Origin of the sequence: Williamsia serinedens, assembly GCF_024171725.1 — a bacterium.
Classification (GTDB): Bacteria; Actinomycetota; Actinomycetes; order Mycobacteriales; family Mycobacteriaceae; genus Williamsia_A; species Williamsia_A serinedens.
Map to the genome: position 1 here is coordinate 466,083 of NZ_JAMTCG010000004.1, position 26,891 is coordinate 492,973.

The 26,891-nt window shown below is 70.4% G+C and carries 21 protein-coding genes (1 of these 21 only partly in view); 7 read left to right on the forward strand and 14 right to left on the reverse strand.

Annotated features, from left to right (window positions below; all coding sequences use genetic code 11):
• From LX12_RS13010 to LX12_RS13025, 4 genes are all read right to left on the reverse strand, one after another.
• Nucleotides 1-8,478, reverse strand: the beginning of a protein-coding gene (locus LX12_RS13010) for a non-ribosomal peptide synthase/polyketide synthase (protein ID WP_253654964.1). It extends 25,590 nt beyond the left edge of the window; only the first 8,478 of its 34,068 coding nucleotides appear in the window; it begins with the start codon at nucleotides 8,476-8,478; its stop codon lies beyond the left edge, outside the window.
• Nucleotides 8,479-8,771: 293 nt separating this feature from the next.
• Nucleotides 8,772-9,203: a hypothetical protein gene (locus LX12_RS13015; RefSeq protein ID WP_253654965.1), complete on the reverse strand. Its 432-nt coding sequence runs from the start codon at nucleotides 9,201-9,203 to the stop codon at nucleotides 8,772-8,774.
• A 241-nt stretch (nucleotides 9,204-9,444) separates the two neighbouring features.
• Entirely contained in the window at nucleotides 9,445-9,666 is a 222-nt protein-coding gene (locus LX12_RS13020; RefSeq protein ID WP_253654966.1) for an MbtH family protein, read from the reverse strand.
• A 32-nt stretch (nucleotides 9,667-9,698) separates the two neighbouring features.
• Nucleotides 9,699-10,025 (reverse strand): hypothetical protein, encoded by a 327-nt coding sequence (locus LX12_RS13025; protein ID WP_253654967.1) that lies wholly within the window; start codon nucleotides 10,023-10,025, stop codon nucleotides 9,699-9,701.
• A gap of 288 nt (nucleotides 10,026-10,313) precedes the next feature.
• On the opposite strand from LX12_RS13025, the gene LX12_RS13030 reads away from it, so the two are divergent.
• The 3 genes from LX12_RS13030 to LX12_RS13040 all read left to right on the forward strand — a co-directional run bounded on the left by LX12_RS13030 (nucleotide 10,314) and on the right by LX12_RS13040 (nucleotide 13,431).
• Nucleotides 10,314-11,330 carry an ATP-binding cassette domain-containing protein gene (locus LX12_RS13030; protein ID WP_253654968.1) on the forward strand — a complete coding sequence of 339 codons (1,017 nt, stop codon included), beginning with the start codon at nucleotides 10,314-10,316 and terminating at the stop codon, nucleotides 11,328-11,330.
• Nucleotides 11,327-12,178, forward strand: a complete 852-nt coding sequence (locus LX12_RS13035; protein WP_253654969.1) for an ABC transporter permease — start codon at nucleotides 11,327-11,329, stop codon at nucleotides 12,176-12,178. Before LX12_RS13030 ends, LX12_RS13035 begins: the two co-directional genes overlap by 4 nt.
• Before the next feature lie 239 nt (nucleotides 12,179-12,417).
• Nucleotides 12,418-13,431 (forward strand): ABC transporter permease, encoded by a 1,014-nt coding sequence (locus tag LX12_RS13040; protein ID WP_253654970.1) that lies wholly within the window; start codon nucleotides 12,418-12,420, stop codon nucleotides 13,429-13,431.
• 18 nt (nucleotides 13,432-13,449) lie between these two features.
• On the opposite strand, the gene LX12_RS13045 is transcribed toward LX12_RS13040, so the two are convergent.
• Entirely contained in the window at nucleotides 13,450-14,412 is a 963-nt protein-coding gene (locus LX12_RS13045; protein WP_253654971.1) for a PLP-dependent cysteine synthase family protein, read from the reverse strand.
• Between the two features lie 194 nt (nucleotides 14,413-14,606).
• Here LX12_RS13045 and LX12_RS13050 point away from each other — a divergent pair, with 194 nt between their 5' ends.
• Complete coding sequence (locus LX12_RS13050; RefSeq protein WP_253654972.1) at nucleotides 14,607-16,046, forward strand: wax ester/triacylglycerol synthase domain-containing protein; 1,440 nt, start codon at nucleotides 14,607-14,609, stop codon at nucleotides 16,044-16,046.
• Here the strand turns inward: LX12_RS13050 and LX12_RS13055 are convergent.
• The 4 genes from LX12_RS13055 to mftE are packed head-to-tail and all read right to left on the reverse strand — an operon-like array spanning nucleotide 16,026 to nucleotide 19,961.
• Nucleotides 16,026-16,451 (reverse strand): PPOX class F420-dependent oxidoreductase, encoded by a 426-nt coding sequence (locus LX12_RS13055; RefSeq protein WP_253654973.1) that lies wholly within the window; start codon nucleotides 16,449-16,451, stop codon nucleotides 16,026-16,028. The two genes, LX12_RS13050 and LX12_RS13055, sit on opposite strands and share 21 nt — an antisense overlap.
• A gap of 5 nt (nucleotides 16,452-16,456) precedes the next feature.
• Entirely contained in the window at nucleotides 16,457-17,767 is a 1,311-nt protein-coding gene (gene mftG, locus LX12_RS13060) for a mycofactocin system GMC family oxidoreductase MftG (protein ID WP_253654974.1), read from the reverse strand.
• A gap of 11 nt (nucleotides 17,768-17,778) precedes the next feature.
• The gene (gene mftF, locus LX12_RS13065; RefSeq protein WP_253654975.1) at nucleotides 17,779-19,248 is read right to left on the reverse strand and encodes a mycofactocin biosynthesis glycosyltransferase MftF; all 1,470 of its coding nucleotides are present in this window, start codon (nucleotides 19,246-19,248) and stop codon (nucleotides 17,779-17,781) included.
• Nucleotides 19,245-19,961: a mycofactocin biosynthesis peptidyl-dipeptidase MftE gene (gene mftE / locus LX12_RS13070; protein WP_253654976.1), complete on the reverse strand. Its 717-nt coding sequence runs from the start codon at nucleotides 19,959-19,961 to the stop codon at nucleotides 19,245-19,247. The genes mftF and mftE overlap by 4 nt, the downstream gene beginning before the upstream one ends.
• 201 nt (nucleotides 19,962-20,162) lie before the next feature.
• On the opposite strand from mftE, the gene LX12_RS13075 reads away from it, so the two are divergent.
• Nucleotides 20,163-21,305, forward strand: a complete 1,143-nt coding sequence (locus tag LX12_RS13075) for a CaiB/BaiF CoA transferase family protein (protein ID WP_253654977.1) — start codon at nucleotides 20,163-20,165, stop codon at nucleotides 21,303-21,305.
• Nucleotides 21,306-21,336: 31 nt separating this feature from the next.
• On the opposite strand, the gene LX12_RS13080 is transcribed toward LX12_RS13075, so the two are convergent.
• From LX12_RS13080 to mftA, 5 genes are read right to left on the reverse strand one after another with little or no spacing between them, the layout of a single operon-like run.
• Nucleotides 21,337-22,152, reverse strand: a complete 816-nt coding sequence (locus LX12_RS13080; RefSeq protein WP_253654978.1) for a mycofactocin-coupled SDR family oxidoreductase — start codon at nucleotides 22,150-22,152, stop codon at nucleotides 21,337-21,339.
• A gap of 5 nt (nucleotides 22,153-22,157) precedes the next feature.
• Nucleotides 22,158-23,354 (reverse strand): pre-mycofactocin synthase MftD, encoded by a 1,197-nt coding sequence (gene mftD, locus LX12_RS13085; protein WP_253654979.1) that lies wholly within the window; start codon nucleotides 23,352-23,354, stop codon nucleotides 22,158-22,160.
• Nucleotides 23,355-23,382: 28 nt separating this feature from the next.
• On the reverse strand, nucleotides 23,383-24,591 hold the full coding sequence (gene mftC, locus LX12_RS13090) for a mycofactocin radical SAM maturase (protein ID WP_253654980.1): 1,209 nt from the start codon (nucleotides 24,589-24,591) through the stop codon (nucleotides 23,383-23,385).
• A complete protein-coding gene (mftB, locus tag LX12_RS13095) occupies nucleotides 24,588-24,923 on the reverse strand; it encodes a mycofactocin biosynthesis chaperone MftB (protein ID WP_372505004.1) in 336 nt (111 codons plus the stop codon). The genes mftC and mftB overlap by 4 nt, the downstream gene beginning before the upstream one ends.
• Nucleotides 24,908-25,015 carry a mycofactocin precursor MftA gene (gene mftA, locus LX12_RS13100; RefSeq protein ID WP_253654981.1) on the reverse strand — a complete coding sequence of 36 codons (108 nt, stop codon included), beginning with the start codon at nucleotides 25,013-25,015 and terminating at the stop codon, nucleotides 24,908-24,910. The genes mftB and mftA overlap by 16 nt, the downstream gene beginning before the upstream one ends.
• Nucleotides 25,016-25,138: 123 nt before the next feature.
• Here mftA and mftR point away from each other — a divergent pair, with 123 nt between their 5' ends.
• Both mftR and LX12_RS13110 read left to right on the forward strand, forming a co-directional pair.
• On the forward strand, nucleotides 25,139-25,711 hold the full coding sequence (gene mftR, locus LX12_RS13105) for a mycofactocin system transcriptional regulator MftR (protein ID WP_253654982.1): 573 nt from the start codon (nucleotides 25,139-25,141) through the stop codon (nucleotides 25,709-25,711).
• 94 nt (nucleotides 25,712-25,805) lie between these two features.
• The gene (locus tag LX12_RS13110) at nucleotides 25,806-26,861 is read left to right on the forward strand and encodes a ferredoxin--NADP reductase (protein ID WP_253654983.1); all 1,056 of its coding nucleotides are present in this window, start codon (nucleotides 25,806-25,808) and stop codon (nucleotides 26,859-26,861) included.
• The last annotated feature ends 30 nt before the right edge of the window (nucleotides 26,862-26,891 follow it).

The following is a 26,891-nucleotide window of genomic DNA, read 5'->3' on the forward strand; positions in this document are numbered from 1 at the left end:
GCCGGGCTCGGTCGTCCGCTGTGTCGGCCGGGGGCGGTCGAGGGGGAGCTCGATGGCATCCGGTGCACCCGCGAGGGTCTCGCGCCACCAGGTCAGGTGCCGGGAGACCGGCGATGTCGGGTCGTCGAGGGAGCCGAGCGTGTCCCGCTGCCAGCGGGCGAAGTCGACGTACTGCACGGGCAGCGCGGTGAACTGCGGCTCCGTACCGGCGGCGCGCGCGAGGTAGGCGGTCACGAGGTCGCGTGCCAGCGGCGCGAGCGACGCGCCGTCGGTGAGGATGTGGTGCATCACGACCACCAGCAGGTGGTCGGTCCCGTCGCGGAACAGTCGGGCGCGCAGCGGGACCGCGGCCGTGACGTCGAAGCCGTCGCCGGCGAACCGCACCGCGGCGTCGAGCTGGTCGTCGGCCACGACGTCGACGAGGTCGAGCGCGACCGCCGCGTCGTCCACGGAGACCACCTGCTGCCAGGGCCCGTCCGGCGAGTCGGGGAAGACGGTCCGCAGCGACTGCTGACGTCCCATCACGTCGCGCAACGCCGCGGTCAACGCGGTGATGTCGAGCTCGCCACGAAGACGCAGCGGCAGCACCACGTTGTAGGCGGGCGAGGACGGGTCGAGCCGGTTCACCAACCACATGGCCTGCTGGGCCAGTGAGAGCACCGGTCGGTCCCCGGCCCGACCCGCGACGAGCGCCGGGCCGTCGGAGGTCGGCTCCCCTGCGGTGTCGGTCGCCCGGGCCAGCGCCTCGACGGTCGGGTTGTCGAAGATCTCGCGCACGGCGACGCGGCGTCCCAGCGCCGTCGAGAGTCGTGCCGCGGCGCGGGTGGCCACGAGCGAGTTGCCGCCGAGGTCGAAGAACGAGTCGGTGACACCGATCTCGGGCAGTCCGAGGACGTCGGCGAGGATCTCGGCGAGCTGCGACTCCACCGCCGTCCGTGGCGCCACGGCCTCGCCGGTTCCGGCCAGTTGCGCGGGGTCGGGGGTCGGCAGCGCCGCACGGTCGAGTTTCCCGGTCCGGGTCAACGGGATCTCGTCGAGGCCGATGACCAGCGACGGCACCATGTGCGACGGCAGCGTGCGTCCGACGTGCTCGCGGATCGCCGCAGGGTCGACCGTGGCACCGGGAACCGGCACGACGTAGGAGACGAGGGCGGTGGTCCCCGCGGGCATCGGTGAGCCGATGGTCGTCACGAACGCCACGTCCGGGTGCGATGCGACGGCGGCGTCGACCTCGCCGAGCTCGATCCGGAACCCGCGCACCTTCACCTGGAAGTCGCTGCGCCCGACGTAGAAGACCTCCCAGGCCTCACCGACCCGCACCCACCGGACGACGTCACCGGTGCGGTACATGCGGGAACCGTCGACCCCGTGGGGGTTCGCCACGAAACGGTCGGCACTGAGGCCGGGCCGGGCGTGGTACCCGCGGGCGAGCGCGGGACCACTGAGGTAGAGCTCACCGTCGACGCCCGGCGGCACCGGCTGCAGGCGACGGTCCAGGATCATCGACGTCAACCCGCGCACCGGACGACCGATCGTGATCGGCTCCCCCGGCACCATCGGGCCGGCGATGTCGGCGAAACACGTGGCCTCCGTCGGCCCGTACCCGTTGAACATGCGGCGGTCGACGCCCCAGCGCGCCACCAGTTCCGGCGGGCACGCCTCACCACCCACCACGACGGACTCGAGGTGCTCGAGACCTGCCGGGTCGACCGACGCCAACGCCGCCGGCGTGACGAAGCCGTGGGTCACGCGGAACTGCGCCAGCACGTCGTGGAGATCGTCGCCGCCGTAGACCTCGGTCGGTGCGATGACCATCGTCGAGCCGTGCGCCAACGCCAGCAACAACTCCAACACCGACGCGTCGAAACTGGGTGACGCGAAATGCAGTGTCCGCGAGTCCGGTCCGAGGACGAAACGGTCGGACTGCTCGGCCGTCAACGCCGCCAACCCACCATGGGTGACCGCCACACCCTTCGGCACACCCGTCGTGCCCGACGTGTAGATCATGTACGCCAGATTCGACACCCGCACCGGCGCCACCCGATCGGCGTCCGTGATCGGGTCGACCGACTCTCGCGCGAGGACATCTGCGGTGGCCGGGTCGTCGAGATCCAGCCACTGAACCGTGTCCGGACGCACGTCGGCCCACCGCGACGTCGAGATGCCGTACACCGCACCGGAATCGGTGAGCATGTGCTCGATCCGCTCGATCGGGTACCGCATGTCGACCGGCAGATACGCGGCACCGGTCTTGGCCACCGCCCACAGCGCGACCATGAACTCCACCGACCGGCCGATCCCGATCGCCACCATCTGCTCCGGCCCGATGCCGCGAGCGATCAACACACGGGCCAGTGCGGTGGAGCGGGCGTCGAGGTCGTCGTAGGTGATGGACCCCTGCGGCGACTCGACCGCCACCCGACCCGCACCCATCCGAGCAGCGTCGGCCAGCAGGTCGGCCAGGGGTCGCGCCTGCGGGACGTCGCCGAGACCACTGCGCGACAGCAGTTCCTCACGGTCGACATCCGACAGGACATCGACGTCGACGATCCGTGCGCGGGGCGCGTCGGCGATGCGGGCGAGAACGCGGACCATCATGTCGAGCACCGCGCGCGCCCGCTCCTGCGGGACCATCGACGGCAGGTACTTCACCGACAGCCGCAGCGACGGGTCGGTCAGCGCGATCACCGTCAGCGGGTAGTGCGTCGCGTCGACGACATCGGCGTCGGTGACCGTCGCGCCGGCCACAGATGTCTCCTGCGACAGCGCATCCCGATCCAACGGATACGACTCGTAGACCATCATCGTGTCGAACAGCACGTCCAGACCGGTCGCGGCGGTGATGTCGGCCAGACCGACCGAGTGGTGATCGAGCAGATCCGCCTGCTCGTCGGCGACCCGCTTGAGAACCGCATCGACGTCGTCGCCGTCGTGCATGGTCACCCGGACCGGCAGCGTGTTGATGAACAGGCCCACCATCGACTCCACACCGGACACCTCCGGCGGACGACCCGACACCGTCGTCCCGAACACCACGTCCGAACGGCCCGTCAGGCGCGAGAGCACCAACGCCCACGCCACCTGCAACACCGTGTTGAAGGTGATGCCCGCCGACCGTGCGCAGGCCTGCAGTCCCTCGAGGAGGTCGTCGTCGACGGTGACCTCTACCTGCTCGGAGACCCCGTCGCCGGCGGCGGATGCCTCTCCGGCGACCAGGGTCGGCTCGTCGAGTCCTGCCATCGCCGACTCCCACGCCGCGACCGAGGCACCGTGATCGCGGCCGGCCAGCCACGACAGGTAGGTCCGGTACGACGGGGGCGGTGTGAGCGCCTGCGTTCCGTCGGCGGCGTAGAGGGCGAAGAGGTCGGCGGCGAACACCGGCAACGACCAGCCGTCGAGCAGGATGTGGTGGTTCGTCGACAGCAGGCGCCACCGGTCGTCACCGAGTGCGACGAGAGCGAAACGCAGCAGCGGCGGTTCGGCCATGGCGAACGGGGTGACGCGTTCGGTGCGTGCGATCGAGGCCAGCGCCTCGTCCGGGTCGGCTGCGCCCGAGACGTCGTGCACCGTGAACGGGACGGTGACCTCCGAGGTCACGACCTGCAGCGGTGTTCCGTCGGCCGCGGTGACGAACGCCGTGCGCAGCGTCGGGTGCCGCTCGACGAGGGCCTGGGCCGCACGCTGCATGCGGTCGGGGTCGACGCCGGTGACGTCGAGGACGAGCTGCGCGGTGTACAGGTCGACAGACCCGACCGACAGCTCGGCATGGAAGAGCAGGCCGGTCTGCAACGGTGTCAGCGGCCACACGTCGACCAGCGGGACGAACGTCGCCTCGAGACGGTCGATGTCGGTCTGCGTGACGTGCACCAGGTCGAGATCCGACGGGGTGTACCCACCGGCATCGGGCGACGATGCATGCCGGGCAACGCTTTCCAGTGCCTGCTGCCACAGGTCCACGAGGCGGTCGACGGATTCGCCCGACACCGCACCGGCCGGATGGTCGACGGTCGCCGAGAGCCGTGGACCCTCCGGGGTGTCGACGACGGTGGCGTTGATGTCGATCGCATGACGCACCGCGACGTCCGCGCCACGCGTCCCCCGCAGTGCGGCGTCGCCGGCGGGCACCCACGGCCCGCCGGTCTCGCCGCCGACGAGGCGACCGAGGTAGTTGAACCCGATCGACGGCACCGCCGCCGAACCCAGGGCCTCACGCCCCTGCACGTCGAGATGTCGCAGCAAGCCGAAACCCACACCGCGGCGCGGGATGCCGGCCACCTGCTCCTTGACCGCCTTGACGGCGTCGCCTGCAGCCGACCCACCCGACATCGCCGCGTCGAGGTCGACGCCGGAGACGTCGAGCGCCACCGGGTAGGCGGTGGTGAACCACCCGACCGTGCGCGACAGGTCGGAGCCGGGGAGCAACTCCTCCTCGCGCCCGTGGCCCTCGAGTTCGACGACGATCCGCGATCCGGCGGCAGAGACGTCCCCGCCACGCCAGCGGGCCACCGCCAGCGCGAGCGCCGCGAGGAGCCCATCGTTGACGCCTCCGTGGAACGCCTGCGGGATACGCGTCAGCAACGTCTCGGTGAGCTCCGGCGAGAGCCTCAGTTCCTGCCGACGCAGCGTGGCCACCGTGTCACGCACCGGATCGACAGTCAGACCGAGACCGTCGCCGTCGGAGACGATCCCGCGCCACAGATCGAGCTCACCCCGTACTCCGACCGACCCGGCCAACTCCGTGAGCCCGCGTGCCCACCGCCGCATCGACGTGCCGACCGCGGGGAGCTCGACCGACGCGGCGCCCCCGGCGTGCTGCGCGTAGGCGATGGCGAGGTCCGGCAACAGGATCCGCCAGGAGACACCGTCGACGACGAGGTGGTGCAGGACGATCACCAGTCGGGCCACGGGGGCGTCGACGCCGGAACCCGTGCGCAGCAGCAGGATCGACCCGATCCGTCCCGACGCGGGGTCGAGGGCGTCGGTCGCCCGCTGCACCGCGGCGTCCACCGCGTCGACCCACGCCGGCGAGTCGGGCTCGGCCGCGACCGGCACGTCGGTCAGTGCGATCTCCCCCGCACCGGGCGCGTCGACGACGTGGTGCAGCGCACCACCGTCGTCGACGGTGAGGCGGGAACGCAGGACATCGTGGCGATCGGCGACGGTCCGCAGGGCTGCAGCGAGTGCGTCAGGGTCGAGGTCGTCGGGCGCAGTCACCTCGATCGACTGCGACACGGGACCGACCGCGGCCGGGTCCTCGGCGAGGCGCAGCAGGATCGGCGTGGGGTCCACATCGCCGACCGCGCCGCCCGGCAGCTCCTCGGCCACCGCGACCTCGGACTGCACCGCAGCTGCCAGTTCGCCGATCGTCCTGTGCTCGAACACCTGCCGGGAGGTGAACCGCAACCCCATCGCTCGCGCGCGACTGACGAGCTGGATCGACATGATGCTGTCGCCACCGAGCCCGAAGAACGAGTCGTCGAGCCCGACACCGTCGCGCCCGAGGAGGTCCTCGACGACACCGACCAGCGTCTTCTCGGTCTCGGTGACCGGCGCGCGGAAAGGTGCGGCGTGGGCCGAGAAGTCCGGTGCCGGAAGCAGTTTTCGGTCGACCTTGCCGCTGGCGCCCAGCGGCATCGCGTCCAACACGACGACCGCGTCGGGGACCATGTAGCCCGGCACACGAGCCCGCACATTCGCCACCACCGAGGCCGTGTCCACGGCCCGACCCGACGCTGCGACGACGTAGGCGACCAGTCGCTGACCCTGCGCACTCCCGTGCACCGTCACGACGGTCTCGCGCACCGCCGGATCCGACAGCACCGCCGCCTCGATCTCACCCAGTTCGATACGCAGACCACGCACCTTCACCTGGAAGTCGCTGCGTCCCACGTACTCCAGCTCGCCGTCGCGCGTCCAGCGCACGAGGTCACCGGTCCGGTACATCCGCTCGCCCGGCGCACCGAACGGTGCCGCCACGAACCGACCCGACGTCTGACCACCGTCGCGGACGTAGGCACGTGCCAGCTGCACGCCACCGAGGTACAGCTCCCCGACCGCGCCCACGACCGTCGGACGCAGCTGGCGATCGAGCACGTGGACCGCGGTGTTCCACACCGGACGACCGATCGGCACGGCGTCTGTGTCGGACGCGGTGTCGAACGGGTGGTACGTGACGTCGACCGCGGCCTCGGTCGGGCCGTACAGGTTGTGCAACCCCGCGTCGGTGATCTCCGCCAACCGGGACGCCACAGACGGCGTGAGGGCCTCGCCGCTGGCGAAGACCCGCCGCAGCGACGACAACGACGCCGCCGGCGCCGACTCGACGAACAGTGCCAGCATCGACGGGACGAAGTGGATCGTAGTGACCTCGCGGTCGGCGATCAGACGCGCCAAGTATTCGGGATCGCGGTGTCCATCCGGGGCGGCGACCACCAACCGCGCCCCGACATGCAACGGCCAGAACAACTCCCACACCGACACGTCGAACGTGATCGGCGTCTTCTGCAGCACCGCGTCCGACTCGTCGAGTGGGTACTCGCCCTGCATCCACGCCAGCCGGTTGACGATCGCGCGGTGGGCGACGGCGACACCCTTGGGCTTCCCCGTGGAGCCGGAGGTGTAGATGACGTAGGCGGTGTGGTCCGGTCGAAGCGGTGCGCGACGGTCGGTGTCGGTGACGGGAGCGTCGGAGACACCGGTCAGGTCGAGCTCGTCGACGACGAGGACGGTCGGCGCGGGATCGAGATCATCGGGGAGGACGAACCCGTCGGCCGACGCGGTGAGCACCGCGACCGGGCGGGCCCCGTCGAGGATCGCCGCGACGCGGTCCGCGGGACTGTCGAGGTCGATCGGGACGTAGGCGCCTCCGGCGTCGACCACGGCGTGGATCGCGACCATCATCTCGACGGACCGACGGATCGCGACCGCGACGTGGGTGTCGGGGCCGACGCCCAGCCCGATCAGGTGACGGGCCAGTCGGGCGACGCGGGCGCCGAAATCGGCCTGGCTCAGCTCGACGTCGCCGACGACGAGGGCGGGCGCGTCGGGCACAGCCGCCGCCCGGGCCTGCCGGAGGGCGGGCAGAACCGCCTCGGGGACGTCGTGTGCGGTGGCGTTCCAGCGACGGACGACGGTGTCGATCTCCTCGGCCGAGCCGAGCGACACCGTCCCGACCGGCGCCTCGCGATCAGCACCGAGGAAGGCCTCGAGCAGACCGACGAAACGGTCGAGGTGCTCGGCCAGATCGGCGTCGTCGTACAGCCGCGGGTTCGCCTCGAGATCGATGCGCAGGCGATGGCCGGCGGCCCCGGGGTAGATGTTGACGGCCAGGTCCTCCACCGGACCGGTCGTCAGCACATGAACGGCGCCGGTCGCCGTGCCGAGATCCAGCTCGGACTGGAACATCATCAGGTTCACCGAAGGACCGAACAGGCCGCGCTCGCCGGTGCCCTGGCCGAGGTCACGCCGCATGTCCTCGTGGCGGTAGAGCTGACGCCGCAGAGCGCCGGTCAGGGCGGTCTGCGTGTCGGTGAGGACCGTCGCGATGGGGGCGTCGACGGGCACCTGCACTCGCAACGGGACGATGTTCGACACCATCCCCGCGGCCGACCGCAGCTTGGCGGTGTTGCGCGCGGAGACCGGCAGCGACAGGACGACGTCCTCGACGTCGAGCATCCGCGACAGGTAGACCGAGAACGCCGCGATCACGGCCGGCGCCGGGCTGCCCGCGGCCTCTGCCGCGGCCTCGTCGACCAGGTCGGCCACACGGCCCGTCAGCTCCACCGACGCCAGGCGCGAGTACTCCCCCGGCGGTTCGCGTCGCGATGCCAGCGACAGCGCCGCCGGCAGTCCCTCGTTGCGCTCGACCCAGTACTCCCGGTCCTTGTCGAACCGCGACGACGCCCGATAGGACCTCTCGCTGTCGACGACCTCTTGCAGGGTCGCACCCTTCCACGGCGGCGGCTCCCGGCCCTCGACGAGCGACCGGTAGATCTCCGACGCGCGCGACAACATGGCCGTCGCACCGAACCCGTCCATGGCGATGTGGTGGGCGCGCCAATACCAGAGATGGCGGTCGGGTCCGAGACGGAACAGCTCCGCGATCGTCAGGCGATCCGACAACACATCCAGCGGGCGGCTGTAATCGGAGCGCATCCACTCCAGCGCAGCCGCGCGCGGGTCCGGCTCGTCCGAGACGTCGTGGAACCCGATCGACTCATCCCGCGCGTCGTCGACCCACTGCCGGGGGACGTCGCCGGTGTCGACCAGGCGCAGGAACCCCGAGCCCGCTTCACGACCGATCCGATTGCATGCCGCGGTCAGCGCGTCGCGGTCGATCGGACCGGTGAGTTCGACGTACTCGGCGATATTGATCGGGATCGACCCCAGCGCCTGCTGTGCGAACCAGATCCCTCGCTGGGCGGCGGACAGGTCGAACGTCGGGTCACCCTGCGGTGTGTCGGAGCCTCCGACTACCAAGTCTCTCGTGCTCCCATCCCGAACGAGGGTCCGCTGACGCACAACCAGCGATGCACTGTTCTGAAGCAGTGCTCATCGATCGTGTCATGAACGGACCGGCGGGCGTGGTGACACGCCCAGTTCCTCCCGCCTGCCCTTTGTATGGACAGACTGTGCAATCGCAATGCCGTCATGAAACATCGGCAAAACGCCTGTCGATATTACATGAGCACGACGAGCGAGAGAGGCGTCCGGGAGCTTCCTCGGTGTCGAGAGAGGTGTATGTGCAGGCCCCGCCGTCAGCGGGGTCCGACTCAGGCGCCGGCGAGACGGCTGGCGATCCCGCGGAGGTCGATCTCACTGGTGCCGACGCCACGCTGAGGCGAGCTGTCGGCTGCGATGTCGAGCTCGGCCAGGTCGGTCAGGACCCGCGCGAACGTGCCGTCGATCACGGCGGCGACCGTGGCGGGATCCCGCTCAGCCGACAACGACGGGATGGCGGCGAACACGGCCGCGACGACGGCCGCACGGTCGTCCATCTGCTGACCGCGGGTGACCGGGACCATGAGGTCGAGCGCGGCATCGAGTTCGCGATACGTCAGACCACGGTAGTGGTACCGCGTGACCACACGGCCTGGCGTGGCCGCAGCAACTCGGCGGACGGCAGTGACCAGGTCCGAGGCCTTCGCCCCGAGCGACTGGTCCGACGCGGCCGTTCCCCCCGACCGAACTGCTGTGGAAGTCATCTCTCACCCCTGTACCTGTGCGACTTCGACGGTGTGTGGGGACACAGTAACCGCAGCAAGGGCGCGAGGGTGTGTACGTTCCGTTACAGGTTGGAACGCTTTCTACTGGAGGACTCCTACAAAAGAGCCTCTGACCAGGCGGTTGACACCGCATTCACAGAAGAAACACAGGCGTCACCCATGTGATTCGTGTCACTGCTGTGATCTGGGCGTGGCCTGAACGTGCAGGTCACGCGTGCCATCATTGGCCTGCGTCCGCCTCCATGGCCTCGATGAGGCTCTTGGGTCGCAGATCCGTCCAGTGCTCGTTCACGTAGTCCAGGCACTCCTGGCGTGAGGCCTCGCCGAACACCTTCGTCCACCCGGCGGGGATGTCGGCGAACGTCGGCCACAGCGAATGCTGGTTCTCATCGTTGACCAGCACGAAGAACCGGCCGTTCTCGTCGTCGAACGGGTTGCTCATGGCGTCGACCTCCTCGTCAGCGAGTGCGTTCGTCAGGCGCCGGCGGCGACGACCGCCGAAGCGCGCAGAGAGGCCAGCGTAGCCGCCAGCCCCGACGGCCCCGACGCGGCGAGCCCGGGGACGGTCATCATCAACGCCACGGTGAGGGTGGAGTCGTCGATCGAGGACGAAGACGCCATCGACGTCATCGCGGCACGGGCCGCGCCGGCGAGCTGCCCGAACGAGACGCGCACATCCGGACGGGTCACGGCGACCGCCTCGGGCGCCGTCGCGGCCGCGCGGGTGACGAGATCGCCGAGGGTGGGCGCTGCGCCCTTCCCACGCGGGGTGTCGACATCTGCCCGGAGCGTGGTCGCCACGGTCCCTCCTCCAGCTCGTGTGCCCCTCACGAACGGTGGTCTCGACTGCCGATCACCGACTTCTTCGGACGGGCGAAATGATATCCGAGATGTCGCAACCAGAAATACGTCATCACGAATTCCCGGTCGACTCGATCCGTATATCGACGGGCTTCACGAGAGCGTTACAAGCCCCCGAGCCTGCGGTGCGACGACCGGGCGGTCGGCTATCTTCGTCGTGACAGTCGCCATCGCGACTTCGCTATACCGATCCGTGCGCGCGGGAATCCGAGCAGGAAGTCGAACCGAATGTCAGTGACGAAGGGCCGGCCGGCCGGCGACGACCGGTCCGCCACGGCCCCCGCCGTCGTCGCCGACGGTCTCGTCAAACGCTTCGGTGACTTCACCGCCGTCGACGGCGTGTCGTTCCGTGTGCCGACCGGCACCGTGCTCGGGCTCCTCGGCCCCAACGGCGCCGGGAAGACGACCACGGTCAACATGCTGGCCACCCTCCTCGTCCCCGACGGCGGCTCGGCGACGATCGCCGGCTACGACGTCGTGACCCAGCGCGCAGGTGTCCGTCAGTCGATCATGCTCACCGGCCAGTTCGCCGCCCTCGACGAGGCCCTGACCGGGAGGGAGAACCTCGTCCTCTTCGGCCGGCTGATGGGCCTGGACAAGAAGACGGCGCGCCGCCGCTCGGAGGAACTGCTCGAGGCGTTCGCGTTGACGGAGGCCGCCGGGCGTCGGGTGGGGACGTTCTCCGGCGGCATGCGACGGCGGATCGACATCGCGTGCGGACTGGTGGTGCGCCCGGAGGTCGTATTCCTCGACGAACCCACCACCGGCTTGGATCCCCGTAGCCGCCAGGACGTGTGGAACATCGTCACCTCGCTCAGGGACATGGGCATCACGACGCTGCTGACCACGCAGTATCTCGAGGAGGCGGATCTCCTCAGCGACAACATCGTCGTCATCGACTCCGGTCGCGTCATCGCCGAGGGCACGGCCGACGAGTTGAAGGACCGCGTCGCGGGGACCGTGTGCGAGGTCGTGCCGAGCTATCCGGACGATCTCGACCGCATCGCGGATCTCCTCGCCGACCTCGCCCCCGACGGTGTCCGCCGCAACGCCACACAGACCGCACTGACCGTCCCGGCACGGACCGGCACGGCGACCCTGGTCGAGGTCGTCCGGCGTCTCGACGCAGCGGGTGTCGAACTCACCGACGTCGGACTGCGTCGGCCGTCGCTCGACGACGTGTTCCTGAAGTTGACCGAGTCGCCCGCGGAGATCCCCGCGTCACCCGGTCCCGCTCCCCGATGACCCGCTCGGGGCAGGGCACCGCGGAGGTCGCGCCGTCGTCGGAGCGGGTTTCCCAGCTCATGGTCGGCGACGGGGTCCGTCCCGACGTCCGCCCCATGGGCCAGATCGCAGCCCTGACCGCACGGTCCTTGCGGTCCATGTTCCGCCAGGGTGAGTTCTACCTCGGGATCTTCGCGCCGATCATGCTGGCGATCTGCTTCTACGTGCCCCTGCGCAGCATCTTCGACTCGATCCCCGGGGTGCACTACGGGCAGTTCCTCATGCCGGTCATCTGTTTGCAGTCGGTCGGCTTCGTGGCGACCTCGGCGGCGATGCGCGCCGCGACGGACGCGTCGGTGGGCATCACCGAACGGCTCCGCAGCATGCCGGTCAACCCGATGATCCCGATGATCGCGCGAATGCTGGCGAACACCCTGCTGCTGCTCGTGTCGCTCGCGTGGGCGCTGCTCGCGGGACTGGTCATCGGGTGGCGTCCCGAACACGGCGTGTTTTACTTCCTCGGGTTCGTGGTCGTGGCCCTGGTGGTGGGGATCCTGCTGGCGGTGGGCGCGGACGCGATCGGGATCCTCGCCAACAACCCGGAGGCCACCAGCCAGGCGTTGGCGCTCCCCCAGCTCATCCTCGGGATGCTCTCGACCGGGTTCGTGCCGGAGTCGCAGTTCCCGGAGTGGATCCGCCCCTTCGCACGGAACCAGCCGATCTCCCTGTTCACGGAGTTGATGCGGGCGTTCGACAACGGGTCGGTCCCGATCGACCGGTTCGTCGCCCCCGGCGCCTGGGCCCTCGGGATCCTCGTCGCGGTGGTCGTCGGGTTCGGCGTCGTCTTCGCCAGGGGGTACCGCAAGTGAGCTGGGAGATCACCGGCGTGCCGACGACCGGCGACGGCGACTCGTCCCGGCCGACCCGTCGCCCTCGCCACCGGTCGGGCCGGGACACATCCGCCGACCACTGGTGGCGACCGACCCCACCCGATCCGGACGCGATCGCGGCGGCCGAGACCGTCGCCATCCCGCACGCGGGCGCCCGGGCCCGGAGCGCTCCCACGCCATCTCCTCCCCCGGGTCAGCCGGGAACCGGACGACAGGTGATGTTCCCCGGCACCGGATCGATCCGTTCGGTGGTCGGGACATGGACCGTCCTCTCCGACGACGCAGCCGGACGCACCCCCCGTCATCCCCATCCGGAGTACCCCGAGCCCGGCGTGGACGACGCGTCGACGGTGCGGCTCACCGCGCTCCTCGCCCGGGGCGTGCCCATAGCCACCGGGGCTCCGGCGGACGTCCGTGCCCTCGCCACCGTGTTCCCGCGTCCGCACGAGACCGGCGAAACCGGTTGGCGTGCCTATCGCGAGCACACGGCGATCCTCACGGGTCGGCAGCTGCTGGTGTGGGTCCGCGACCGGACGACCCTGCTGCAGACGCTGCTCTTCCCCGCGCTCAGCATGATCATGTTCAAGGTCGTGCTCGGCGACGCGATCGGTCGCGCGACCGGCCAGAACTCGGCGTTCGGCACGGTTCCGCTCGTCGTGTTGGTCGGCGCGATGTTCGGCTCACTGGCGGGCGGCGTCCGCCTGCAGAGCGAGCGGAAGACCGGGCTGTTGACGAGGCTCTACGCGCTGCCCGTACACAGAGGTGCCGACCTCTCGGCGAGGATCATCACCGAGCTGGCGCGGATCCTGTTGGGCACCATCATCCTCACGGCGTTCGGCACGATCATCGGGTTCCGCTTCAACCAGGGTCTCCTGCCGTCGCTCGGCATCTTCGCCGTCGCGCTCCTCTTCGGCGCCGCGTTCTCGACGATGGTCTTGGCGCTCGCCCTGTCGTCGTCGCGATTGCCGCTGGTCCCGATCGTGTCACTTGTGTCGAGCTTGTTCATGTTCTTCAACTCGGGGTTCTCCCCGATCCGCGCCTACCCGGAGATCCTGCGGCCGATCGTCGCGAATCAACCCATGACCTGCGCCATCGACGCCATGCGGGCGTTGGCGACCGGTGGAGACCTCGGGTCGAGCCTGTGGAAGACGTGCGCCTGGGCGATCGGCGCGCTGCTCGTCTTCACCTACCCCGCCATCCGCGGCTACCGGCGGGCCGCCGCGGCACGCTGACCGCCGCCGCGTGAGACCTCAGGTCCCGTCGGACAGCGCCACGACCTCGCGGTCCGTCTCCTCGTAGGCACCTGTCGAGAGGTACTTCCAGCCCCCGTCAGGGACGATCAACGCGATGTCCGCACGACGTCGCGCGGCCAGTTCGCGTTCCCCCACGCCCATCGCGGCCTCGAGGATCGCGCCGGTGCTCGCTCCGGCGAATATGCCCTCCATCGCGAGCAGAGCGCGTACGAACGCAGCCGACCGTTCCGCGTGCACGGGGAATCGCTCACTGAGCAGCGCGGGGTCGTACAGCTCGGGGACGAAGCCCTCGTCCAGATTCCGGAGGCCGCAGATCTTGTCGCCGACGACGGGTTCGGCGGCGATGATCTTCACCCCTGGCTTGTTCCGCCGCATGAAGCGGCTGACGCCGTTCAACGTCCCGGTGGTGCCCAGGCCGGCCACGAAGTGGGTGATCTCCGGCAGGTCCTGCAGCAGTTCTGGCCCGGTGCCCTCCGCATGGGCCAACGCGTTGGCCTGGTTGCGGTACTGATCCAGCATCACCAGGTGGGGGTCGCGCTCGGCCATGCGGTGCGCTTCGTCGACGGCGCCCTTCGATCCCTCCGAGGCGGGGGTCAGGACCACGGTCGCCCCATACATCCGCAGCATCGCCTGACGCTCGGCAGTGGAGTTCTCGGGCATCACGCACACCAGGCGATATCCCCGCAGCCGGGCATTCATGGCCAGGGCGATCCCCGTGTTACCGCTGGTCGCCTCCAGAATGGTGGCACCGGGACGCAGTCGTCCCGACTTCTCGGCGCACTCGATCATCTTCGCCGCCGGCCGGTCCTTCACCGATCCCGTCGGGTTGTTGCCCTCGAGCTTGGCCCACAGACGCACCGATGGTCCGTAGGCGTCGTTGTTCCACTTCGGCGACAACCTCGGCAGGCCGACCAGCGGGGTGCTGCCGAGGGTCTCGGTGAGGGACTGGAAGCGGGTCATCGCTGCCTCTCTGCGCTGACATCGGCCGCTCGCGGTTCGGCTCGTTCAGTGCGTGTGGGGTGACACCATGAGGATCCGTGCGTCAATGGTAAAGGGATCGGTGATCGAAAAGCCCGTGTTACCGAGAACGCGCAGTTTGCCGTCGTGCATTCGACGGACGCCACATCGCCCGATTCCCCGGGGGGAGGAGACCGATGCGCCGACTCACGCCGCGCGACGCGGGGTACGTCTACCTGGTCGACGGGTTCATCAGCTCGCGTGTCATCTCGTGCTGGGTGCTGGCACGAGACGACGGCGACCCGACCGGACTGGACGGCCGGTCCTTCGTGGACCTGCTCTGCAGCCGACTCTCGGTCGACGACATGTTCGCGTCGGTACTCCGACGCTCACCGGCGGACGTCGGAGAGCCCTACTGGGTCGTCGATCCCCGTGTCGACATCGAAGACCACATCCGGGTGCGACCCGAGCGCATGACGTGGCGGCAGGCGCAGGAGCTGATCGCCGACGAGGCCGAGAAACCGTTCGACACCCGCCGTCCGCTGTGGTCGATCGTCGTGCTGTCCGACGTGGTCGGAATGCCCTCCCGCCCCGGCTCGTCGACGGTGCTCGCCGTGTCCTTCCATCATGCGGCGTTCGACGGCATCGCCTGGGAGCGCCGGATGCACCGTCTCCTCGCCGACGAACCGGACCGACCTGCGGAACCCACCCCGATCGGGCCGCTGGACACCGCGTGGTGGTGGATCGTCACGCGCGATGCCCTGTGGTCACCGATACGGTGGGCGACATTCGTCGTCGCGCTGGTGCGCGCGGTGGTCGAGACTCGCCGTCGGGCCCGCCGATCGTCGACCCGCGGTGCCGTGTACGACCGCCGCGGTGCGCCCGTCACGCGGTTCAACCTCGGTCTGCGCGGTCGCCGGTGGACGGACTACGTGGAGTTCGACGAGGACGTGCTCGCCCGCATCGCCGGACTGTCAGCGGGCGCGACCGCGAACGACGCGCTGCTGTCGGTGGTCGCCGGTGCCGTTCACCGGTTCCTGTCCGAGGCCGACGAGCGCCCCGACCGGCCGCTGGTCTGCCTGGTGCCGATGAGCACGAGACGATGGGAGTCCGACGAGACCGATCCGGGTACCGCCAACCGTTTCCTGCCGCTGACGGTCTCGCTCCACTCCGACGTCGGCGACGTCACCGCTCGTGTCGAGGCGATCGCCCGCAGTTCACGAGCCGAACGCGAGCGAGCCGAGACCGTCGTGACGAGCCACTTCTGGCACGCTGTGAAACTCGCGCCCGCCTCGGCACTCCGGATCTCGGGCGCCGTGGCGCGTCGTCGAGGCCACATGCCGGGTGCCACGACGGCGGTCAACACGGTGGTCTCGACGATCGTCAACACGACGCCGGTCGCGACGGTGGCGGGCGTGCCCGTGGTGTCCGGGTTCGCGGTCTCCCCCCTGGGGAACGAGACCGCCCTCTCCCATTGCGCTGTCGTGGGCCTCGGCCGCGTCCGACTGTGCGTCACAGCCGACGACCGGGTGCTCCCGGACATGACGGCCTACCTTCGTGCACTCCGGGCATCGCTCGACGAGCACCGCGCCGCGCTGCGGTCCGTCGAGGTGGGCTCAGGCGGTCGCGTCGAGTGAGGCGATGACCTTGGTCGGTTCGATCCAGACGACGAGCTCGCCGGGGACACCGTTGCGCGCGCCGAACTCCTCGGCGCGGTCGGCACCCATGTAGCGTCCGCCGGTCTCGGTGGCGATCCGACGGACCTCGTCCATGTCCTCACCGATCCTGGCGATCCCCTGGACCTGGACGAAGGCATACGGCGGCTCGGGCAGGTCGACGGTCATCACCACCCGCGGATCCCGGGAGATCGCACGCCCCTTCGCCGTGGCAGCGCCGGTGTTGAAGGCGATGCGGTCCCCGTCGAGGACGAACCACACCGGGGCGGCGACCGGCCGCCCGTCGGAGGCGGTCCACCCGAGGTGACCGGTCCTCGTCCCCTCCGAGAGGAATGCACGGATCTGCGGGTCGTCCAAGGAGGCCATGGCCGTCAGGATAGTCCCGCCGCGGCGACCTGCTCGCCGATCACCGACGCCGCCATCATCACCGTCGCGTGCGGTCCGCTCGAGAGCGGTGTCGGCAGCCCAGCCGCGTCGGCGACCCACAGCCCGTCGACGCCACGGACCCGGCCGTCCCAGTCGGCCGCGCTCCCCAGTGGCAGTGCCCCCCAGGCATGGTGGGAGGTGCTGAGCGTGTCGTCGACGGTCGTCGATCCCGGGACGACGAGCCCGGCGAAGTCGGGTCCGTCGAGCATCGCGGCGACCTCGTCGGCGAGCGCTCGCATCCGGGCCGTGCCCGCCGCGTCCGGCCGTCCGAGGTCGATGTCGGACGTGCCGTCGGGCGCGATCGTGATCGACCCCGGTCCGACCGGCCGCATCGCCGCCACCCCGATCGCCGGCCCGGACCGCGGTACACCGTCGACGTGGTCCGCGAAATCGTGTTCGTAGCAGCGGATCTCGAACCCGTCGTCGGTGTGGACCACGCTCTGCAGCACCGGCCCGATCGGCCCCGGACCGATGGACACACCTCGACTGCGGACCAGCACCTCACGGTGTTCGGCGAGAGGCATGGTGGTCGCCACACCCGACCGGGCGGCCACCGTGGCGGATCCGATCGTGCCGGCGCACAACACGACCACGTCGGCCGGGATGGCCGTCCCGTCGACAAGGATCACCGATCGCACTGTCTCCGAGTCGATCTCGATCCGCTCGACAGGACTGCGGACGCGCAGCGTGACGTTCGGGCGCGCGACGGCGGCGGACAGGAGCGCATCCGCCGCCGTCCGCCGTCGCGAACCCGTCGCGTTCAGCCGCACCCGTACGATGCCCGCGGTGGGCCACACCCCCGCGACGTGCTCGTGGCCGGCACGTCGCATCGCGGCCTCGAACGCCCGCGCACGGGGACGTAGTTCCGCGTCCGGGACGCGACGGACGGCCATCGCTCCCCCGCCGGCGTCGCCGCCGTCGAGCGAGGTGTACACGTCCTCGACGAGCTGCGGATCCCAGGTGGACCGGGCCCAGCCGGCGAGATCGCAGGCGTGGGCGCGCAGGAAGTATCCACCGTTCACGGCGGACGACCCGCCGAGCCCGGCGCCTCGCGGCAGGGCGGTCCCGTCGCGGTCGTGGTGCACCCGGACCCGCGACGGGTCGGCGAGCGGGAGGACCGCCAGATCCACCGGCGGCGCGGCGCCCCCGGCCTCGAGCACCAGTACGTCGTCGACCCCGGATCGACCGACCCTGTCGGCGACGACGCATCCGGCGCTGCCCGCCCCCACGACGACGACGCGCCTCCGGACGGTCACGATCCGCGGTGTCAGTGCGCGGCCGACGTCGCGACCGACCGCGGCCGGGAGGCGCCGGACGCCCGCACGATGGTGGGCCGCAGGGCGGTGGTGGTCCGCGTCGTCACGACTCCCTGCCACAGGCCCGTGCCGTAGGCGAGGTCGCCGAGGCGGCGCAGCACCAGGAACCGGGTGACCCCGAGCGGCTCGATCGGGTCGGGGTTGAGCATCTCCGCGCGAACCCATTCCGCGACACCGTCGACCACTGCGACCGCCACGAGCACGCTGCGGAAGCGTGCGGAGAGCAGCGCGAGCAGCAGTGAGACCGGCCAGTAGTGGCGGCACAGCGCGGCGGCCATCTGGAGGAAGCCGAACCCCACCGCCTCGGCGGTGAGACGCGCGGCGACGGTCGCGGCGTCCGGCACGGTCTCGACCCGGCGGTACACCCGGCCCGCGATCACCGCGATCATCGCCAGGATCACCCCGGCGCCCCACCGAGACCGGGTGAGTGCGGCGAGCGCGGCGATCGCCGTCGGCACCGTCACCACGACAGGGGCCGCATGCCCCGGGTGTCGGTCCGAGAGCGGCGCCGCTCCCGTCCCGTAGAAGCGGCGCCGGGACAGAGCTGCGCCGAGCGCGGTCCGGTGGTCGTGGGCGACCCGGGCGATCGGGTCGTAGCGCACGGTCCAGCCCGCGGCGGTGAGACGCCAGCACAGGTCCACGTCCTCGGCGACCTGCATGCGCTCGTCGAATCCGGGGAATGCGCTGCGTCGCACGATGATCGCGGCGCTCGGCACGTAGGACAGTCGGGTGCCGGGGACCACCGGACCCTCCCGACGTCCCATGTCGAGCGACGAACAGAGCGCCTCGTACCGCACGGTCACGCCCCCGTCGTGGGAGAGTGCGACGACCCGGGGCGCGACCACGGCCACCGCAGGATCGGAGAAATGCGCGAGAAGCGTGAACAGCCAGGCACTCTCGGGCACGACGTCCGAGTCGACGAAGGCCACGAACGGCGTCTGCGCGCGGGCGGCCCCGAGGTTGCGTGCCGCGCCGGGGCCCACGCTCTCCTCGGTGCGCACGACGGCCGCGCCGGGCGCCACCACCGGGACGCGCGAACCGTCGTCGACGACGACCACGTGCGCCGCGTCGAGCGCGTCCAACAGTCGATCGATCCCGGACTGGTTGTCGCGCACGGGGATCACGATCGTGACGTCGTCGACGGACGGTCCGAACATCGGCCGCGGGTGGCCGACGCCCGCGTCGAGCAGCCGTCGCGCGACGGTCGCCGTCGCCTCGTCGGACACCACGAGCCGACCGTCGCAGTCGATCATCGAGGCGGCCCGCGGCGCGAGCGACAGCAGCCGCGTCGGCGACCCGCCGACGAGGTGTCGCCCGTCCGCGGAGACGGTGACGCGCGAGTCGACCTGGACCTGGAACCCGTCGGGGAGTCGGGTCGTCGGCGGGCCGTCCTGCGCAGCGGTCGGCACCTCGTCGGTCATGCGAGCACCCCCCGATCGCCCGGCGACCAGCGCCGCGCCCCCGCGACGAGTCGGTCCACCATCCCGTCGACGATGCGACGACCGTCCTCGGGATCGGCGGAGCGGGCGTCCCCCAGGACGCCGTTCGCACTGACGGCGCGCACGCCGGCCGTCCGGAGCGTGCCCATGAGGTCCCCGATGCGCGCGGTGGCGCCCACCGCGATCTGTTCGCGGACCACCGCGTCGGGTGAGATCGACAGCAGCACGGCCGTTTCCGTCCGACCTGCGTGCGCGTCGCCGTCGGGGGCGACACATGCCCACCACGCCACGTCCCGCCCCTCCGACCGGAGCAGGGCGACCGCATCGACGACGGTGTGCGCGTTGCCACCGTGCGCGTTGACGACGAGCAGCCGCGACGCCCACCGGCACACACTGCGTCCGAACTCGACGAGAAGCAGCCGGAGCGCGTCGTGCCCGATCGACACCGTGCCCGGGAACCCCTCGTGTTCGCCGCTCGCGCCGTAGGCGAGCGGCGGCGCCAGCACCACGTCGTGACCCTCCGCCGCGAGACGATCGACCGCCCGACGGGCGACGGTCTCCGCGATCCGGGTGTCGGTGTCGAGCGGGAGGTGGGGCCCGTGCTGCTCGAGCGCTCCGAGCGGGACCACGACCGTCCACCGGCGGTCGTCCAGCTCGGGCCAGGTCTGCGCACCGAGCCCACCGGGGCGGGTCATCCTGGCCATGCTAGTCACCGCGACGGATTCTGAACACCCGATCCACGAACGCAATTGACCGTTCCGCGACCGCGGTCCGACAGCCGACCGCAGGCGCGGCCCCCACCCTGACGCCCGAACGCGCCAGGGCTCATGCGATGCTGTTCGACGAGGCGAGCGAGTGCTCGGTCTGTAGGCGAACGAGCGACGACGAGGTGGCCCATGAGCAGCGCCCCGAACACCGGTACCCCCGAGACGACGGCACGGTCCACGACCACGCGACCCGGCCCACTGGGCGGCATCCGCGTCATCGAGTTCGCGGGGATCGGTCCCGGCCCCCACGCCTCGATGCTGCTCGCCGATCTCGGCGCCGACGTCGTCCGCGTGCAGCGGGCGGGATCGCTGCCCGCGGAGGGCCGGGCCGCCGACCAGTTGCTGCGCGGTCGGTCCTCGGTCGTCGAGGCCGACCTCAAGTCGCCCGCGGACCGCGAGGAGGTGCTGCGACTCGTCGAGAGGGCCGACGTGATCGTGGAAGGTTTCCGGCCGGGGGTGATGGAACGGTTGGGGCTCGGCCCCGACGAGCTGCTGCAGCGCAATCCGCGACTCGTCTACGGCCGCATGACCGGATGGGGCCAGGACGGCCCACTGGCCGACCGTGCCGGCCACGACATCAACTACATCTCGCTCACCGGCATGCTGCACGCGATCGGCCGCGCCGACGAGCGCCCCGTCCCTCCCCTGAACCTCGTGGGGGACTTCGGCGGTGGGTCGATGTTCCTCGTCGTCGGCGTGCTCGCGGCGCTCGTCGAGAGGGGCATCTCGGGCCGTGGTCAGGTCGTCGACGCGGCCATGGTCGACGGCGCATCCGTCCTCGGCCAGATGATGTGGGCGTTCCGCGGGACCGGGCTGTGGCAGGACCGGCGCGGCGTCAACCTCCTCGACACCGGCGCCCCGTACTACGAGGTGTACGAGACCTCCGACGGTCGTTACATGGCGGTCGGCGCCATCGAGCCGCAGTTCTACGCCCAGCTGATCGAGGGCCTCGGCCTGTCCGACGCAGACCTGCCCGACCAGAACGACATCGCCCGCTGGCCAGAGCTGCGGGCCCGGTTCACCGAGACGTTCGGGAGCCGTACCCGGGACGAGTGGGCCGCGGTGTTCGACGGCACCGACGCCTGCACCACCCCGGTGTTGGACTTCACCGAGGCACCGGACCACCCGCATCTCGCGGCGCGCGGCACCATCGCCGACATCGACGGCGTCACGCAGGCCTCTGTCGCACCGCGGTTCTCCCGGACCGTGCCCGACACCCCGCAGGGCCCGGTCCGCACGGCGACGCCGGCCGCCCAGGTGTGGACCGACTGAGACGCGGCCCCGGGGCTGCACCCTCACGGGCTCAGACCTTCACGGACCCCTGGTCCATCGAGAACTCCGACGCGGTGATCGTCCTGGCCGAGTCCGAGCAGAGGAACATCACCATGTCGGTGACCTCGTCGCACGTCGAGAAGAACGGCTTGTCGAGGATGGGCACGAAGTTCGGCATGAACCGCTCCATCGCGAACACCTCGGAGGCCTTCGTGTCCTCGAACGCCATCGGGGTGTTCACGGCGTAGGGGTGGATGGTGTTGACCCGGATCCCCTGCTCCCCCAGCTCTTTCGCCGCCGACTGCGCCATCCCGCGGATGGCGAACTTCGACGCGGAGTAGGACGCCTGGAAGGGCATGGCCTTCAGGCCGGCGCTGGAGCTGACGACGGTGATGCTGCCCCGGATCCCGTGTTCGATCATCACCGGGATGGTGACGCGCAACGTGTTCCACGTGCCCCGGACGTTGACGGCCATCACGTCGTCGAACTGCTCGGGTGTCAGCTCCCAGATGCGGCCCCAGGTGAGGACGCCCGCGTTCGCGACCACGTGGTCGAGTCGACCGAACCGCTCGACGCCGTCGGCGACGAGCTGCTCCTGGAACGCGAGGTCGCGGGTGTCGCCCTGGCGCGCGAGGATCCGACCCCCGGCCTCCTCGACCAGCCGGATCGTCTCGGCGAGGTCGTCGGGGGTGGCCGCCGGGTAGGTGGTGTGGTCCGCGATCGGTCCCGCGATGTCCATGCCGATGACCGCCGCGCCCTCCTGCGCGAAGCGGACGGCGTGGTTGCGGCCCTGTCCGCGGGCGATCCCCGTGATGTAGACGACGGCGCCGTCGAATCGTCCTGGCACGTCGCTCAGTGCTCCTCGTCCGTCGTCTCGCCGAACCGCTTCTCGAAGCCGTCGGGGATGATCAGGTCGTCACGGGTCAGTTCGTGGATGCTCTTGCGGCCCAGTCCCATCAGGGCGGAGTCGATGCCGCCGCGGAGGATGTCCAGGACGTTCTCCACCCCGGCCTGGCCGTTGGCGGCCAGACCCCACAGGTAGGCACGGCCGATCATGACGGCGTCGGCGCCCAGGGCGAGGGCCTTGACGACATCGCTGCCGCGGCGGATGCCGCCGTCGAGGAGGACTTCCATGTCGCCGCCGACGGCGTCGGCGATGGGTCCGAGCATGCGGATGGTCGCCGGGGTGCCGTCGAGGTTGTTGCCACCGTGGTTCGACACCGACAGGGCCGACGCGCCGATGTCACGGGCCCGCTTGGCGTCGTCGAGGCGTGTGATGCCCTTGACCATGAACGGGCCGTCCCACTGCTCGCGCAGCCACTGCAGGTCCTCCCAGCTCGGCGGCGCGGTCTGCATCCACTGCCCGTACGCGCCGAAGAAGGTCGGCGCGATCTGGCCCGGGTCGGCGAGGTTCGGTGCCGTGAGGTCAGGGACGATCGGCTTGCCCTTGTTGAACCACGACCATGCGTACCGCGGGCGCATCGCGATCTCCGGCGCGAGCTTGAGCATGGCCTTGAGGTCGACCTTCTCCGGGATCGCGGGGCTCCCCCAGTCTCGGCCCATGGAGAACGACCAGTCGGTGGTGACGATCAGGCCCTTCGCGCCGGCGGCGCGCGCACGCTCGGCGCGTCTGAGGATCTCCTCCCGCGAGTTCAGCCAGTAGATCTGGAAGAACGTCTTCGGGTTGGCCGCGGCGACCTCCTCGACGGGCTTGGACGCGAAGCTGCTCAGGCCCATGGCCGTCCCCCGCGCCGCGGACGCCCGGGCGACGGCGACCTCGCCGTCCTTGTCGACCGCCTGCACCCCAGTCGGGGAGATGATCACCGGCAGCGCGATCTCCTGGCCCATGATCGTGGTCGACAGTTCCCGGTCGGCGTGGGCGCCGACGACGTGGGGGGCGAACCCGATCTCGGCGAACGCCTCGACGTTGTCGGCGAGCGTGATGCCCTTCTCACTGCCGGCGACGAGCGCGGAGTACACCGACTTCGGGAGGCGCTTGCGGGCACGTCGCTGTGCCTCGAGGACGGTCTCGAACCAGGGATTGGCCATGGGTGGGCGACTGCTTTCGTATTCGGGGTCAGGCGGGCGCGAAGCCCGCGAGCGGGTTCTCGTCGCAGTCCCGCGACGGTGGTCGGGTCATGAGCTGCAGGGGTACCCCGCGCGAGTGGTCCTTGTTCGCCGAGGGCTTGCTCCGGTCACCGGCGAGCAGCGACTCCCCGTGTCCCTGCACGCATTCGGGGTCGGGTCCGTCGAGCGGCAGCCCGGTGAAGAACTTCGCCGCCATACACCCACCCCGGCAGGAGTCGTAGTGGTTGCACGACGCGCACGCCCCGGCGCTCTGCGGTTCCCGCAACTCACGGAACAGGTCCGAGTGCTGCCAGACGGTCCGAAAACCGCCGTCGGAGAGGACGTTGCCGGCGAGGAAGTTCTCGTGGATCGCGAACGGGCAGGCGTAGACGTCGCCCACCGGGTCGATGAGGCACACCACGCGCCCCGCACCGCACAGGTTCAGCCCCGGCAACGCCGAACCCGACGAACCGTCGCCGAACGCCGACAGGTGGAAGAACGAGTCACCGGTCAGGACGCCGTCACCGTGCGCCACGAGCCAGTCGTACAGGGCGCGTTGCTGTTCGGGCAGCGGGTGCAGGTCGTCCCACACGTCGGCACCACGTCCCGACGGACGCAGGCGGGTGATCCGCAGCGTCGCGCCGAAACGGTCGGCGAGCTCGCGGAACTCGTCGAGCTGCGACACGTTGTGACGGGTGACGACGACGCTGATCTTGGCGTCGCGGAAGCCGGCGTCGGACAGGTTCTGCAGAGCGCGCACCGCCATGTCGAACGAGCCCGCACCGCGGACGGCGTCGTTGACCTCCGCGGTGGCGCCGTCGAGCGAGATCTGCACGTCGACGTAGTCCGACGCCGCCAGCCGCGCGGCGACCTCGGGGGTGATCCGTAATCCGTTGGTGGAGAACTTCACCCCGACCTGGTGGGCCGTCGCGTAGTCGACCAACTCCCAGAAGTCCGACCGCACCGTCGGCTCGCCGCCGCCGATGTTGACGTAGAACACCTGCATCCGCTGCAGCTCGCCGATCACCGCCTTGCACTGCTCGGTGGACAACTCCCGCGGGTCACGCTTGCCCGACGACGACAGGCAGTGCACGCACGCCAGGTTGCAGGCGTAGGTCAACTCCCAGGTCAGACAGATCGGGGCGTCCAGTCCCCGTTCGAACTGGTCCACCAGACGCGGCACCGGCGCAGTCGCCGGTCGGTCGAGCGTGCTCGTCATGTCGTCTCCGCGAGATCGGGGGCGACGCGTCGGATCATCGCCGAGGCCGCCAGGGTCGAGAGTGCCTGCACGTAGGGCGCATGCGCGGCCGGGTCGGGAACAGCGGACGCGATCGCCGCGTCCGCGGACAGATGGTCGGCCAGGGACCGCACCACCTCGACCACCGTCGTGTTCTTCAGGAACGACAGCTTCCGCGTCCCGAAGTGGTACAGCAACGCGCCGAACGGCTCCGGACGCACCGCGACCCGCGGGTCCAGCTCCCACGCACCGGCGGGATCGAACGCCGCGGCATCGATGAGCGTTGCGTCGACCACGGTCAGTACACGCCGCACATGCCGTCGATCGAGACCTCCTCGACGAGGCTCTCGGCCACGAGTTCGGTCTCGGTGACGTCGGTACCGGCGGTGACGTGCGCGTCGGACATGGGAACCTCCGTGAGGTGACGTGAACTGGGTCACAGCGGACTATAGTGGCACCGGGTGCCAGAACGCCAGAGAAAACGAGAACGTGTTCCAAAAATCGTGTCGACAGGCGGTGAGCGAGCGGGATGACGACGCCTGGGAGACGTCCGAGCACCACACGGGCCCGCATCAGCGCGATCGCCATCGACCTGTTCACCGAGCAGGGCTTCGACGAGACGAGCGTCGACGACATCGCCGCCGCCGCGGGGATCGCCCGACGGACCCTGTTCCGCTACTACCCCTCCAAGAACGCCATCGCCTGGGGTGAGTTCGACACCCATCTGGAGGGCATGCGCCGCCACCTCGCCGACATCCCGCCGTCGGTCGGTCTCGCCGAGTCCCTGCGCTCGTCGCTCGTGGCCTTCAACCGCCTCGATCCCTCCGAAGTGCCCGCTCACCGGCGACGGATGGCCCTGCTGCTGACCGTGCCGGCACTGCAGGCGCACTCGATGCTCATGTACGCCGGATGGCGGGAGGTCGTCGCCGACCACGTCGCCGCCGTGACCGGCGAGCGTCCCCGCGACCATCGGCCTCAGACCGTGGCCTGGCTCCTCCTCGGCATCGCCCTCGCCGCCTACGAGCAGTGGCTGGCCGACGACCGCGCCGACCTGGACCGACTGCTCACCGAGGGCAGCCGTATCCTCGATCGGGGCCTCTAGGCCATCCGCCGGGTCGACCGGATCTGGCGGCGCCACGCCGCACCGCGGTAGCGTGCAGATGAACTAGAACGTGTTCTCGTTTCGGAGGGTGATGATGACGTCCCTGACGCCGCACAGCGTCCGCAGTGCTGTGCTCACCGTCGCCGAGGTGATCGAGGAGACCGCCGACGCGCGCTCGATCGTCTTCGACGTCCCCGGTGAGGGCGCCGACAAGTTCACCGCCTACCGGCCGGGCCAGTTCCTCACCGTCCGTATCCCCAGTGACCGCACCGGCTCCGTCGCCCGCTGCTACTCGCTCTCCTCGTCGCCGTTCACCGACACCCGCCCGAAGGTCACCGTCAAGCGCACCGCAGAGGGGTACGGCTCGAACTGGCTCTGCGACAACGTCTCCGCGGGGACGGAGCTCGAGGTGTTGCCCCCGTCGGGGGTCTTCACCCCCGGCGATCTGGACGCACCGCTGTTGCTGCTCGCGGCAGGCAGCGGCATCACCCCCATCATGTCGATCCTGAAGGCGGCGCTCGAGAAGGGCAGCGCCCCGATCGTCCTGGTGTACGCGAACAGGTCCGAGAGCGACGTCATCTTCCGGGCGGAGCTGCGCACGCTCGCCGCCGAGAACCCCGACCGGCTCGCCGTCATCCATTGGCTCGAGTCCGTGCAGGGTCTGCCCTCGGCCCCGGCGCTGCGGGCGCTGGTCGCCCCGTTCTCCGGCCACAGCGCGTTCATGTGTGGCCCCGCGCCGTTCATGGACGCGGTGCACACCGCGCTCGCCGACGCCGGCTTCCCCCACGACCGTGTCCACGCAGAGGTGTTCACGTCGCTGTCCGGCGACCCGTTCGACGACCCCGATCTCGAGGCGCCGTCCGAGGAGGAGTCGGCCGACGCCGCGACCGTGTCCGTCGAGCTCGACGGCACGGTGCACGAACTGACGTGGCCCCGGTCCAAGACTCTCGTCGACATCATGCTGGCGGCCGGACTCGACGTCCCCTACTCGTGCCGCGAGGGCGAATGCGGTTCCTGCGCATGCACGGTCGTCGACGGCACCGTGCAGATGGACAACGTCGGCGCCCTCGACCAGGAGGACATCGACGACGGCTACATCCTCGGCTGCCAGGCCCGCCCGACGTCGGACGAACTCACCATCGAGTTCTAGCCCGTCCCCGCCTGTCGAGTGGGCGGCTCC

Excerpts from the sequence above, each read along its gene's own strand:
- LX12_RS13035 (WP_253654969.1), top strand. The coding sequence starts at position 11,327 with ATGACCCGCTCGGGGCAGGGCACCGCGGAGGTCGCGCCGTCGTCGGAG.
- mftA (WP_253654981.1), bottom strand. The coding sequence starts at position 25,015 with ATGTCCGACGCGCACGTCACCGCCGGTACCGACGTCACCGAGACCGAA.
- LX12_RS13045 (WP_253654971.1), bottom strand. The coding sequence starts at position 14,412 with ATGACCCGCTTCCAGTCCCTCACCGAGACCCTCGGCAGCACCCCGCTG.
- mftD (WP_253654979.1), bottom strand. The coding sequence starts at position 23,354 with ATGGCCAATCCCTGGTTCGAGACCGTCCTCGAGGCACAGCGACGTGCC.
- mftR (WP_253654982.1), top strand. The coding sequence starts at position 25,139 with ATGACGACGCCTGGGAGACGTCCGAGCACCACACGGGCCCGCATCAGC.
- LX12_RS13075 (WP_253654977.1), top strand. The coding sequence starts at position 20,163 with ATGAGCAGCGCCCCGAACACCGGTACCCCCGAGACGACGGCACGGTCC.
- LX12_RS13015 (WP_253654965.1), bottom strand. The coding sequence starts at position 9,203 with ATGACTTCCACAGCAGTTCGGTCGGGGGGAACGGCCGCGTCGGACCAG.
- LX12_RS13020 (WP_253654966.1), bottom strand. The coding sequence starts at position 9,666 with ATGAGCAACCCGTTCGACGACGAGAACGGCCGGTTCTTCGTGCTGGTC.
- mftC (WP_253654980.1), bottom strand. The coding sequence starts at position 24,591 with ATGACGAGCACGCTCGACCGACCGGCGACTGCGCCGGTGCCGCGTCTG.
- LX12_RS13055 (WP_253654973.1), bottom strand. The coding sequence starts at position 16,451 with ATGGCCTCCTTGGACGACCCGCAGATCCGTGCATTCCTCTCGGAGGGG.
- mftF (WP_253654975.1), bottom strand. The coding sequence starts at position 19,248 with ATGACCGACGAGGTGCCGACCGCTGCGCAGGACGGCCCGCCGACGACC.
- LX12_RS13040 (WP_253654970.1), top strand. The coding sequence starts at position 12,418 with ATGTTCCCCGGCACCGGATCGATCCGTTCGGTGGTCGGGACATGGACC.
- LX12_RS13050 (WP_253654972.1), top strand. The coding sequence starts at position 14,607 with ATGCGCCGACTCACGCCGCGCGACGCGGGGTACGTCTACCTGGTCGAC.
- LX12_RS13030 (WP_253654968.1), top strand. The coding sequence starts at position 10,314 with ATGTCAGTGACGAAGGGCCGGCCGGCCGGCGACGACCGGTCCGCCACG.
- mftE (WP_253654976.1), bottom strand. The coding sequence starts at position 19,961 with ATGACCCGCCCCGGTGGGCTCGGTGCGCAGACCTGGCCCGAGCTGGAC.
- LX12_RS13110 (WP_253654983.1), top strand. The coding sequence starts at position 25,806 with ATGACGTCCCTGACGCCGCACAGCGTCCGCAGTGCTGTGCTCACCGTC.